10 protein-coding genes are annotated in these 11,457 nt (G+C 57.1%); 4 read left to right on the forward strand and 6 right to left on the reverse strand.

The genetic code is table 11. The features are described 5' to 3' along the window. Nucleotides 1-33 precede the first annotated feature (33 nt). The 3 genes from dctP to DU506_RS08280 are packed head-to-tail and all read right to left on the reverse strand — an operon-like array spanning nucleotide 34 to nucleotide 2,957. Nucleotides 34-1,032, reverse strand: a complete 999-nt coding sequence (dctP, locus tag DU506_RS08270) for a TRAP transporter substrate-binding protein DctP (RefSeq protein ID WP_220254324.1) — start codon at nucleotides 1,030-1,032, stop codon at nucleotides 34-36. A 52-nt stretch (nucleotides 1,033-1,084) separates the two neighbouring features. Next, on the reverse strand, nucleotides 1,085-2,383 hold the full coding sequence (locus DU506_RS08275) for a TRAP transporter large permease (protein ID WP_114486469.1): 1,299 nt from the start codon (nucleotides 2,381-2,383) through the stop codon (nucleotides 1,085-1,087). Then, on the reverse strand, nucleotides 2,376-2,957 hold the full coding sequence (locus DU506_RS08280; protein WP_114486470.1) for a TRAP transporter small permease: 582 nt from the start codon (nucleotides 2,955-2,957) through the stop codon (nucleotides 2,376-2,378). Before DU506_RS08280 ends, DU506_RS08275 begins: the two co-directional genes overlap by 8 nt. Before the next feature lie 142 nt (nucleotides 2,958-3,099). Between DU506_RS08280 and DU506_RS08285 the strand changes: the two genes are divergently transcribed. Next, on the forward strand, nucleotides 3,100-4,062 hold the full coding sequence (locus DU506_RS08285) for a LysR substrate-binding domain-containing protein (protein WP_114486471.1): 963 nt from the start codon (nucleotides 3,100-3,102) through the stop codon (nucleotides 4,060-4,062). A gap of 125 nt (nucleotides 4,063-4,187) precedes the next feature. Here DU506_RS08285 and DU506_RS08290 read toward each other — a convergent pair whose 3' ends face one another. Further along, nucleotides 4,188-4,865 carry a type 1 glutamine amidotransferase domain-containing protein gene (locus DU506_RS08290; protein WP_114486472.1) on the reverse strand — a complete coding sequence of 226 codons (678 nt, stop codon included), beginning with the start codon at nucleotides 4,863-4,865 and terminating at the stop codon, nucleotides 4,188-4,190. Further along, complete coding sequence (locus DU506_RS21925) at nucleotides 4,834-5,025, reverse strand: hypothetical protein (protein ID WP_220254325.1); 192 nt, start codon at nucleotides 5,023-5,025, stop codon at nucleotides 4,834-4,836. Before DU506_RS21925 ends, DU506_RS08290 begins: the two co-directional genes overlap by 32 nt. A gap of 317 nt (nucleotides 5,026-5,342) precedes the next feature. Here DU506_RS21925 and ovoA point away from each other — a divergent pair, with 317 nt between their 5' ends. Next, a complete protein-coding gene (ovoA, locus tag DU506_RS08300) occupies nucleotides 5,343-7,448 on the forward strand; it encodes a 5-histidylcysteine sulfoxide synthase (RefSeq protein ID WP_235825483.1) in 2,106 nt (701 codons plus the stop codon). A gap of 96 nt (nucleotides 7,449-7,544) precedes the next feature. After that, complete coding sequence (locus DU506_RS08305) at nucleotides 7,545-7,898, forward strand: hypothetical protein (protein WP_114486474.1); 354 nt, start codon at nucleotides 7,545-7,547, stop codon at nucleotides 7,896-7,898. Between the two features lie 153 nt (nucleotides 7,899-8,051). Here DU506_RS08305 and DU506_RS08310 read toward each other — a convergent pair whose 3' ends face one another. Then, nucleotides 8,052-8,729: an IclR family transcriptional regulator gene (locus tag DU506_RS08310; protein ID WP_114486475.1), complete on the reverse strand. Its 678-nt coding sequence runs from the start codon at nucleotides 8,727-8,729 to the stop codon at nucleotides 8,052-8,054. A gap of 200 nt (nucleotides 8,730-8,929) precedes the next feature. Between DU506_RS08310 and DU506_RS08315 the strand changes: the two genes are divergently transcribed. Continuing rightward, the gene (locus DU506_RS08315) at nucleotides 8,930-11,293 is read left to right on the forward strand and encodes a cytochrome P450/oxidoreductase (protein ID WP_181870718.1); all 2,364 of its coding nucleotides are present in this window, start codon (nucleotides 8,930-8,932) and stop codon (nucleotides 11,291-11,293) included. Nucleotides 11,294-11,457 lie beyond the last annotated feature (164 nt).

The raw sequence follows: 11,457 nt of genomic DNA on the forward strand, positions 1-11,457 counted from the left end.
GAGCCCGACCGAATGGCCGGGCCATGAAACGTATCAACGACCGGCGCGATCCAGCACATCGTTAGCCCATTCGCTTCCGATATCGTCGAGAATCACGGGCCATACTGTCTCGCGGACGATTTCCGCATGCCCGGCGATCTGCTCGTCCGATGCTGAGACAATGGTGGCACCCGCTTCTTCAAGAAGCTGCTCGTTGCGAGCCTGGTCCGCCTCGGCATTTTCCCAGCGGTTCGTCTCGAAGCGCTCTGCTGCTGCGGCCAAGGCTTCTTGCTGACCCTCGGTCAAGCTATCGTAGGCGGGTTGATTGATCAGCAGGTACCACATCTCGAAATGCGTATTGAGCGGCAGGTAATACTGCGTCACATCGCGGAAGGAGGCGTAATAGCCTTCGGCTCCCGAGCCCATGATGCCGTCGACCACGCCGGTCTGGATGGCGGTAAAGGCATCCGAGAAAGGCAAGGGGGAACCGATGTATCCGATGTTATCTGCCATCAGCTGGAAGGATTTCATCGGTGGCACACGCAATCTGGCACCCTTTTCAGCGGTCGGGTCGGTGGCATTTTCCACCTCGGTGTTCAGTGCCACCCCGCCGAAATAGACCGGCCATGCTCCCAGAACATGAATATCCTGCTCCGCATAAAGTTGCTCGACCGTCTCACGCAGGGGAGCGCCAGCCGTGAATGTCTTTTCGGCGTCTTCCCAGCTCTGCACAAGATAAGGAAGGTAGGCCAGCTGGAAGCGACGATCGACTTCTGAGGAGGGAGGCTGAACAGCCATATCCACTGAACCGATGCTAAGCCCCTCCTGGACCGTGGTGTAGTCGCCAAGGGCACTGGCCGGGAACAACCGGATATTCACCGCACCATCGGTGGCCTCTGCTACTTCTTCGGCGAATACGCGGGCGTCATTGTCGATGGCGGTCCCTTCGGGACGTACATGCGACAACATCAGGGTGGCAGCTTCGGCCATCGTGCTTGCCGAGACCGACAGGGCGATAGCGGCAGTCAGAATCTTAACTGAAGGCATTTTCATTGTTTTCTCCATTCTTTCATTGCGGGTGTCGTGATCGCTTTATTGCGACCGGTCAGTAGCCGAACAGGCCGGGTAGAAACTCGGACAGGTCAGGCCAGGCTGAAACCAGCACCACCACGGGCAGGTAACCAAACAGGATCAGTTTCATGGCGGGCTTGACTACCTCGGTGAACTTCACCTTGCCGATACGGGCACCGAGATAGAGGATGCTTGCGTAGGGTGGAGTCACGCCGCCCATGGCGGTGTTGACACCCATGATCGCAGCGAACTGAACGGGACTGACTCCCAGGGCTTCCATCAGGGGAAGTAGCAAAGGGCCGGTCAGGATGATGGCGGTGATATCGTTGACCACCATGCCGATGCCGAAAAGCATCAGATTGATAAGCAGCAACAAAAGGAACTTGTTGTCGGTAATTTCGAAGATCATTTCGACCAAGGCTTGGGGAATGCCTTCCCGTACGAACAGCTGACTGAGTATCAAGCTGAACAGGATCATGATCAGAATCGCGCCGATAGAGGTAGCAGACTCCTTGCCTGACTCAAACAGCGTCCTCCAGGTCAGACCTCGATAGATCATGAAGCCCACTGGCAGGGCATAGATGACGGCAACGGCTGCAGCCTCGGTAGGCGTCATGATGCCACCGTAGATACCACCGAGAATGATCACTGGCATTAATAGTGCCGGTATCGCATGAAAAGTGCGTCGGCCGGCATCACGGATTCTCTGGTCGAACGCCATCGGCTCGTCAAGCACCAGATCAAACTTACGCGACATGACCATGTTGACGATGCAGAAGAGGAGCATGATCAGCAGACCCGGCCCCAGGGTGGCCAGAAAGCTCGCCAGTATGGAGGTGTCCGTGACCCACCCATAGACAATCATCGTGACGCTGGGTGGTATCAGTAAGCCGAGAATCGAGGAGTTTGCAATCAGCGCCGTGGCGTAGGCGCGGGGGTAACCTTTGCGCTCCATCTCAGGAATGAGAATGGGGCCAATGGCCGCAATACCCGTCAGACCGCTGCCGGAAATAGCGCCGATGATGGCGCAGCTGATCGTTGCCATCACGCCCAGGCCGCCGCGAACACGTCCCACGAAGATGTTGACGAATCTGAGAAGGCTGGAGGCAATGCCACTGACGCTCATCAGCGTTCCAGCAAAGACGAAGAGTGGGATTGCCAGGAGTATCGGGTTGGTGAGCTGGCTGAATCCCCACATCATCATGCCGCGCATCGTCGATTCGCCGATCATGGTCATGACCATGAGAGCTGCACCGAAGCAGTAGGGCAGGGGGACACCGAGGGTCAGCAACACGATCAGTACAGCAAATGCCAGCAGCGCTATCTCAATCATGATTTTTGTCCTTATTGTTATCAGCCAAATTGTTATCAGCCAATACCTTGAATTCCTGAACCTCAGCAGTTTCGGGATAATCGGGGTCGCTAGAGGGTTGGTCGGGTTTTTGGCGAATACCCAACAGGTAGCCGAGATTGCGCAGCAAGTGCCAGAGGGTAAAGACGACCATCAGGACCAGACCGACTATTAGCGCGGATTCATAGACGATGGTCGGGATATACAGCGTTGGGGTGCTCTTGCCGATCCGGGAGGCATAGCTGAAGTAATCCCATGCCCAAGTAGTCAGCCAAATCGAGATAATCAGGCTGATGGTGTCGGAAAATGCCTGCAGGAAGCCCTTGGCACGGTCCGTCTTCAAGAAGATGTCCAGGACGTTGGCTCTGATCTGAGTATCCTCACGCGAAGCGTTGACACTGCCGAGCATATAAAGCCAGAGGGTAGGGATCAGCGTGGCTTCTTCGAGACCCATGACCGGCATCTCAAGGAGGTAGCGAGTGATAACCTGGATGAATTGACTGCCTGCCACCAGGATGATCAGCAGGGTTAAGGTATAGCGAAAAAATCGTTCCATAGGGCCTTCTCGCGTGTTGTGTTTGTATGCCAGGGCCGTGAAGTAGCGTCATCGACATCTTGGCTGTCGTCATATATAACATCCAATCGTTTATTCGTATCTGTTGATAACATGATGTTATCAATTTGCTTGGAGAGCCTGCATGGCCAAATTGACCTACCGGCAGATCGAAGCCTTCCGGGCCGTCATGATCAATGGAACAACCAGAGGAGCAGCGGAGATCCTTTATGTCTCCCAGCCTGCTGTAAGCCGCTTGTTGACCGACTTCGAAGAGACCATCGGGGTGAAGATGTTCGAACGGCGTCGGCGCAGGCTGGTCCCCACGCCGGAGGCGCGCTTCTTCTATGAGGAAGTGGAACGAGCCTTCGTCTCGCTGGAAAAACTGTCCCGGGCAGCGGAGGAGCTGAGGGAGTTTCACCTGGGGTCGCTGCGTATCGCTTCCATGCCTGCCGTGTCGGTAGAGTTCCTGCCAGCCTTGACCGACCAGTTCTGTCAACTGCATCCCGGCGTGTCAGTCACCCTGCAGGTGCGCAGCACTCAGCAGGTGGTTGACCTGGTGGCCAGTCAGCACTTCGATCTAGGGGTAATCTCGGGTATAGAACTCAACGACCCGAGCATCGAGGCAAGCGTTCTCGCCGATAGCCGTTTGGTCTGTGTTCTGCCCTCAGGGCATCGGCTTGCCGACCACGATGTCATTCGGCCGCGGGATCTGGAGGGGGAAATCTTTGTATCACTTGGCTCAGAGCAGAGTATCCGCCACAAGATTGATAGTGTCTTTGAGCGCGAAGGCGTTAGCCGACAATTGATGATCGAGACTCAGCTGGGTTACGCCGCCTGCGCTTTCGTGCTCGCCGGTAGTGGTGTCTCATTGGTTGATCCCATCACTGCCTGGCACTATCGACGTCTAGGCCTGATCGTGAAGCGTTTCGAGCCGAGAGTACCCTACCGCTACAGCATGATTTTCCCCAAACAGAGGGGGCAGTCCGGTCTTACCAAATCCTTTCTAGAACTGCTGAGCAACTCGCTGATGGAGCTTGAGAAAGAATCTGCTGGCCTGTTTGAGAGGCAGTTACAGCCCTTGGTGGCCGGAGAGGGTCGTGTCTAGATTCGCCACGAATACCCTCTACGGACGACGGTGAGCCGGCTGATGCCATAGCGTCGAGCCGGCTCACCTTGGGTGGCAGCGTCACCTGCTCACGTCGAATACCTATCTTGTCCGAGCGGAAGGCTTCACGTCAGCAAGGCGAGCAATGCTTTTGCGGCATTTTCCGAGCTGGCAGGATTCTGGCCGGTAACCAGGAGGCCGTCGGTCACTACATGTGGTTGCCAGTCTGCCCCTTTCTCGTAATGGCCACCTAGGCGCTTAAACTCATCTTCTATCAAAAACGGCACGACGTTGCTCAGGCCGACCGCCTCTTCTTCGCTATTGGTAAAACCGGTGACGCTACGCCCGGCCACCAATGGCTGACCCTCGGCATCGCGAACCTTGACCAACGCCCCGGGGGCGTGGCACACCAAGCCCATAGCCTTGCCGGCCCGATCGAAGGCTTCTATCAGGTCAATGGATGTCTGATCGTTCGCCAAGTCCCATAGCGGGCCATGGCCGCCCGGGTAGAAAACGGCATCGAATTCGGCAGGGTTGATGTCCTGCAATGGAATGGTTGAGGCGAGCTGAGCCTGTGCCTCTGGATCCTGGCGAAAACGTTCGGTTGCCGGGGTCTGCGCTTCGGGTGCATCGCTCGTGGGGTCGATCGGAGGCTGGCCGCCCGCCGGAGAGGCTAATGTAACCTGGGCCCCGGCCTCCTTGAATACGTAGTAGGGTGACGCGAATTCCTCCAGCCAGAAACCGGTTTTCTTGCCAGTGTCGCCAAGTTGGTCATGTGAGGTCAGTACTAGCAGAATCTTCATGGCAATATCCTTCTAAAGCGTTGGTTTCAAATGAATTGACCGGGTTGCCGGTGCAAACCAGCAATTGGTCTGTGGCCTTTAATGCCTGGTGCAAAGGCTCTTTATCCTGGCCTAGTTTGGCCAGCAATGCAGCGCCAAGCCCCATTATTTGGTAGAGCACCTGAGCAAGATCCTGAGGTGCGGCTCCTGGCGGCAATGAGTCACCAGCGGGCCAAGGCGCTCATGATAATTATCGACGCAATGTTGTAACAAGGCTCGTCCGAAGGCCTCTCCAGATGCAGCCCTGTCCGCCATGCTAGACCGCCACGGGGGCGGTGAACACCCTAGTGAGGCAGGTTAAAAGCTTTTTGTACAATTAATGGTAGCCTTTGTACAATTTTTTGGTTTTTAATGATCCAACATGTATCGTTATCAAGATAAAAGGTGCTCTAAGATATGACTTCCACAGGCTCCCCAACCGGGCTTCAAGAATCGAAATTGTCCGACCTTTTCCCCCGTACTGCGGTGTTGGCAGGTAGCGACCCTGAAGCGACACGTCGAGAGATTGAAAGCTGCTTCACTGCCACCTTTGATCGTTATGAGTCGCTTTTCACCACGCTTGCGAGCGAGGAAGCTTACGTTCGAAAACCCATTGCCCTCAGACATCCGCTGATCTTCTACCTTGGGCATACCGCAACGTTTTTCGTCAACAAGCTGGTACTGGCTAAACTCTTGCCCGCTCGGATAGACCCCAATATGGAGTCTATTTTTGCGGTTGGCGTCGATGAAATGAGTTGGGATGACTTGAATGACGACCACTATGAGTGGCCGTCGGTCAGTGAGGTGATGGACTACCGTGCCAAGGTTCGTGCGGCGGTGCTCGCTTTGATTCGTGAATTGCCGCTTTCGTTGCCCATCGGTTGGGATAGCTCATTCTGGCCTATCGTCATGGGCATCGAGCACGAGCGCATTCATCTTGAGACGTCGTCTGTGTTGATTCGCCAGCAGTCACTCGATCTGGTGACGCCCCAGCCTGCTTGGGAGCCCATTCACACCACCGGTGAGCCACCGGAAAACACCCTGATCACGGTTCCGAAAGGCGAGGTGGTCCTAGGAAAGTCTTTTGACGAGCCTTGGTACGGCTGGGACAATGAATATGGTCATCACCGTGCTGACGTTGAAGAATTTAGAGCGAGCCAGTTCCTGGTCAGTAACAGTGAGTTTCTTGAATTTGTCGAAGCCGGTGGCTATCTGGCCGACGCCTTCTGGTCGGATGAGGGGCTGGGCTGGCGCAATTTTGCCCAGGCGACGCACCCCACTTTCTGGGTGTGGAAAAACGAATGGTTTCTGCGCTTGATGACTGAAGAAGTGGCGATGCCCAGGGATTGGCCTGTCGAGGTCAATTTCCATGAAGCCAAAGCCTTCTGTCACTGGAAAAGCGAACAGCTGGGCCAAGCCGTGCGCATGCCAACGGAAGATGAGTGGCATCGCTTGGCGGATGAAGCCGGCGTTTCCGAGCTTGAGAGTGGCAGGCCTGCCAGCGCCAACCTGCATTTGGACCATGGCGCCTCTTCTTGCCCGGTAACACGGTTCCAGCACGGTCAATGGTTCGATGTGGTGGGCAATGTCTGGCAATGGATGGAAACACCCACCTATCCGTTTCCTGGGTTTGATGTGCATCCGCTGTACGATGATTTCACCACCCCGACCTTCGACAACCAGCATAACCTGATCAAGGGCGGCTCCTGGATATCCTGCGGTAACGAAACCCGCCTCAGCGCCCGCTATGCGTTTCGGCGCCATTTCTTCCAGCATGCGGGTTTCCGCTATGTGGTGTCGGATGCGGAAGTTACGCTGCCCAGCGCCTATTACGAAAGCGATGCCCGCATGGCGGAGTATGCGGAATTTCATTACGGCGATGAATGGTTCGGCGTCGCCAACTTCCCGCAGGCATTGGCAAACAGGGCGTTAGCCGCAATGGCCGGCCGGCAGAAGCAACGCGCTCTGGATCTGGGATGCGCCAGCGGACGCTGCAGTTTCGAGCTGGCCCGTGAGTTTGAGCATGTGGATGGCGTGGACTTCTCGGCCAATTTTATTCGCCAGGGCGTGGAAATGGCGGAGCAGCAAGTGCTGCGTTATACCCGTGCGGAAGAAGGGGAACTGGTCAGCTATCAGGAGCGCACGCTGGTAGGTCTGGGGCTGGAAGAAATGGCCGATCGCGTCAGCTTCCATCAGGGCGATGCGTGCAATCTCAAACCACAGTTTAGTGATTACGATTTGGTCGTTGCCGCTAACCTGATTGATCGGCTGTATAAACCCTCAGAGTTCCTGCAAACCATTCATCAGCGCATCAATGCCGGTGGCATCCTGATGATTGCTTCGCCTTATACCTGGCTGGAGGAATATACGCCGAAGGAAGAGTGGATCGGTGGATTCAAGAAAAATGGCGAAAACGTCAGCACGCTGGACGGCCTGAAAGAGCTGCTTGAACCCAACTTTCGGATGATCAGTGCGCCCGAAAAAATGCCCTTTGTGATCCGCGAGACCATGCATAAATATCAGCATAGCCTTTCGGAAGTCACGCTGTGGGAACGTCGTTCCTGACAGTCTGTCCAATGGCCCGGTTAATCGACGCATGCTCGGTTAACTGGGTCAAGCAAAGCCTAGCGTGGGCAATAAGCAACCAATTGGATCAGCGCCATGAGTTCACTCCAAAAACGCATTGGCTGCACGGCGGCAACGCTGCTGATCGCAATCCTCATGACAGGGTGTCGCGGTCAACAAGCAGTGACGGTTCCACTGCCAATATTGGTGAACAACCCTGCTGCCTACGATGGCAGGCAAGTGATTACCCACGGAGTGGTGCGGCATTTCAATGACCCTCTTCACTATTGGATTGAGGACGACTATCTCAATCGGGTTGAGATTTTCCCCCATCAACAAATAGCACCGCATCTAGGTGAAGCAGTGCAGGTAGAAGGCCGGTTCCATTTCTCCTCTCGTGAAGGACGGCGGCTGATCCTAGAACGAGTAGATCAGCTGGAAAGCGAATAGCGCTGGCTTAACCTCGTGGCCAGGATAAACGGCTCTGTTTTCTTAGCAGGAAAAGGCACTGAAACCTTCCGAGGCCTCGATGGCAGCCTTATTAAAAGCTTCGCACCTAATCCTCACATGGCAACTTCATCATTTTCCACCCGCCGCTTTTGCCTATTGCCCAGTCAGTTCGGCCAGCTGTCTGGCGGAGGCCTTCACCTCGCGGATCGCCCTCTCGGTATCCAGATCATCCATCGCTACTACCCCGACGCAGGCTTCGATTCCGGCACGCAGACGGGCGGCAGCGATAGGGCTGGCGACTCCCACGGCTCCGCGCTGTAGTTGCCCGCGGGTGAGGCTGTAGCCTTCGGCGCGGGCCTGGCGTACCTCGGGACTGTCATCATCCTGCGGGGCTCGCCCGGCCAGGATCGCAATGCCAGCTGCGCCTCGGGTCAGCGGATGGCGGCTACCGACTCGATAGCTCACCCGCAGCATCCCCTCGTCGGGCTCGGCGACCAGCGTCACCACGCACTCCTCTCCTTGGGCGATGGAGAGGAAGGCGGTGGCACGAGTCGCTTTGGCTAGTGTTTTCAACAGCGGCTGCGCCACGGCGTGCAGCTGCGGTTCGAAGCGTGAGGCGAGCAGGGTGATGCCGGCGCCCAGCCGCACAGGACCCTCAGGAGTACGGGTGAGCAGGGCGTGTGCCTCGAGGGTGGTGACGATGCGGTAAGCGATAGCCCGGTGCACTCCCAGCTGTTCGGCGAGCCCGGCGATGGTGATGCCCTCTTTATGCTCGGAGACGATTTCCAAGGCGAGCAGGCCGCGATCCAGGGTTTGCAGGGTGGAAGACATCGGTGGTGCCCCTCGTGCTGACGTAATAACGTGGATGGTTAGTGATCGGCAAGCATGGCGCAGTGCATACGGCCGCAGGCATGTATTGACGACGCAGGTGACTTCGCCTATTTTGCATGTGTGCGCTAAACGATTTTAAGTGTGCGATAAAAGTAACAAGAAAAAAAGTCCTGGCAAGCAGACCGTCCCTTGGAGCCATCATGACGATACCCTCCCATCAACCCGAGTCCATGGCAGAAGGCTGCCCTTTTCATCAGCCGGATCATGCCGACGACCAGGCGACGATGAAGTCGCCTACCGGCTGCCCGGTCTCGCCCGAGGCGGCCGCCTTCGACCCCTTCGGCGCGTCCTACCAGCTCGACCCCGCCGAGGCGCTGCGCTGGTCCCGTGAACAGGAGCCGGTGTTCTACAGCCCCAAGCTTGGCTACTGGGTCGTGAACCGCTTTGATGACGTGAAGGCGGTCTTCCGCGATAACATTACCTTCTCACCATCCATCGCGTTGGAGAAGCTCACCCCGGCGCCGCCCGAGGCGACGAAAATCCTCGAGAGCTACGGTTTCGCAATGCGCCGCACCATGGTCAACGAGGATGAACCGGACCACATGGAACGCCGCCGCTTGCTGATGGATGCCTTCCTGCCCGAGAATCTCGAGCAGCACGAGACGTGGGTACGTGAGTTGGTGCGTGACTATATGGATCGCTTCATCGATAAGGGGCGTGCGGATCTGGTGGGTGAGATGTTTCGGGAAATTCCCATGACCGTCGCACTGCGCTTCCTTGGTGTACCCCATGAAGACGCCAAGGAGCTTCGCAAGTTCTCTGTCGCTCATACGCTTAATACCTGGGGCCGTCCCTCTCCGGAACAGCAGCTGCAGATTGCCGAGGATGTCGGCCGGTTCTGGAAAACAGCACAGGATATCCTCGACCGCATGTATGCCGAGCCTACCGGCGAGGGTTGGATGTACGATTCGATCCGCATGCACAAAGTGCATCCCGACATCGTCCCGGAGAGCTACCTGCGCTCGATGATGATGGCGATCCTGGTGGCTGCGCATGAAACTACCGCCTTCGCCACTACCAATGCCTTTCGTACCTTGCTATCGAACCGTGAATCCTGGAACGATATCTGTGAGAATCCCGCGCTGATTCCCAGCGCAATCGAAGAGTGTCTACGCGTTGCCGGCTCGGTCGTGGCCTGGCGTCGTATCGCTACCGCCGACACCGTCGTGGGCGGGGAGAAGATTCCGAAGGGTGGCAAGCTGCTGATCGTGCAGGCGTCGGCCAACCGGGATCAGAGCCACTTCGAGAATCCCGACAACTTCGATATCTACCGCCATAACGCAGCGGAGCACTTGACCTTCGGCTACGGTGCGCACCAGTGCATGGGCAAGAACATCGCCCGGATGGAGATGCGTGTCATCCTCGATGAATTTGTCCGACGTCTACCGCATGTGCACCTGGTCGAGGACCAGACGTTCGAGTATCTGCCCAATACCTCGTTCCGGGGGGCCACGTCGCTGTGGGTGGAATGGGAGCCGGCACAGAATCCTGAACGGCGCACCCGCTCGGTGCTGGAGAACCCCACGCATTTCCATATTGGTGCGCCTATCAAGGATGACATCCTGCGCCGAGTCGTGGTAACCGAGGTGGAACGCGAGGCCGAGGCGGTAATCCGCATTGATCTGGTCGATCCACATGGGCGTGAGCTGCCCGACTGGTCTCCCGGCTCGCATGTCGAGCTGGTCTCCGGCGAGTGGCGTCGTTACTACTCGCTATGCGGGACACGCGGGGATCGTAGCCGCCTGTCCTTCGCCATCCTGCGCGAGCCAGAGGGGCGCGGCGGCTCGGTACATTTCCACGACACCGTCAAACCAGGTGATGTCCTGCATATTGCCGGCCCCAAGAACCACTTCCATCTGGACGAGACGGCAACGCGCTATACCCTGATTGCCGGTGGCATTGGTATCACGCCGATCCTTGCCATGGCCGATCGGCTCAAGGCGCTCGGCAAGCCCTATACGCTTCACTACTGCGGCGCCGGGCGGCGAACCATGGCCTTTCTTGACCGGGTCGAGCGTGACCACGGCGCAGCGTTGACCGTCCATGCGGGTGACGAAGGCTGTCGACTCGATCTGCCAAGGGTACTGGGCGGGCTATCCGAGGGTGAGCAGGTCTATTCTTGCGGCCCGGAGCGAATGCTGGAGGTGCTCGAGTCGCTGGCGGTGAACTGGCCCGAGGGGACGTTGCATGTTGAGCATTTCACCGCCCGCTCCAGCATCCTTGATCCCGCGAACGAACATGCCTTCGAAGCGGTGCTTGCGGACTCCGAGCTGACGGTACAGGTCGGCAACGATCAGACCCTGCTCGAGGCGCTGACGGCGGCCGGCGTGGATGTTCCTAGCGACTGCTGTGAAGGCCTGTGTGGTACCTGCGAAGTTGCTGTGGTCGAGGGCCATATCGATCACCGTGACCTGGTGCTCAGCCGTACCGAGCGCGACGCCAATGGCCGTATGATGGCCTGCTGTTCGCGCGCCAAGGGCAAGCGCCTGGTGCTCTCTCTCTAATACCGACAATAATCAAAACGCCCCGAGGCGTACGCCAACCCTGAACCCGCTTTATTCATCACGCCCGCGGTAGCGTCATTATTTAGCGCTTTACGACTACGTAATCCGAGCTTTGTGGCTATCTGACGTCTTCTTGACGGGGTAACGATGCAATATTGTTTTTT

The sequence above is a fragment of the Vreelandella rituensis genome (assembly GCF_003336665.1).
Lineage (GTDB): Bacteria > Pseudomonadota > Gammaproteobacteria > Pseudomonadales > Halomonadaceae > Vreelandella > Vreelandella rituensis.

What these genes read in the sequence shown, in the direction of transcription:
- dctP (WP_220254324.1), bottom strand. Translation starts at nt 1,032, where the DNA reads ATGAAAATGCCTTCAGTTAAGATTCTGACTGCCGCTATCGCCCTGTCG.
- DU506_RS08275 (WP_114486469.1), bottom strand. Translation starts at nt 2,383, where the DNA reads ATGATTGAGATAGCGCTGCTGGCATTTGCTGTACTGATCGTGTTGCTG.
- DU506_RS08280 (WP_114486470.1), bottom strand. Translation starts at nt 2,957, where the DNA reads ATGGAACGATTTTTTCGCTATACCTTAACCCTGCTGATCATCCTGGTG.
- DU506_RS08285 (WP_114486471.1), top strand. Translation starts at nt 3,100, where the DNA reads ATGGCCAAATTGACCTACCGGCAGATCGAAGCCTTCCGGGCCGTCATG.
- DU506_RS08290 (WP_114486472.1), bottom strand. Translation starts at nt 4,865, where the DNA reads ATGAAGATTCTGCTAGTACTGACCTCACATGACCAACTTGGCGACACT.
- DU506_RS08305 (WP_114486474.1), top strand. Translation starts at nt 7,545, where the DNA reads ATGAGTTCACTCCAAAAACGCATTGGCTGCACGGCGGCAACGCTGCTG.
- DU506_RS08310 (WP_114486475.1), bottom strand. Translation starts at nt 8,729, where the DNA reads ATGTCTTCCACCCTGCAAACCCTGGATCGCGGCCTGCTCGCCTTGGAA.
- DU506_RS08315 (WP_181870718.1), top strand. Translation starts at nt 8,930, where the DNA reads ATGACGATACCCTCCCATCAACCCGAGTCCATGGCAGAAGGCTGCCCT.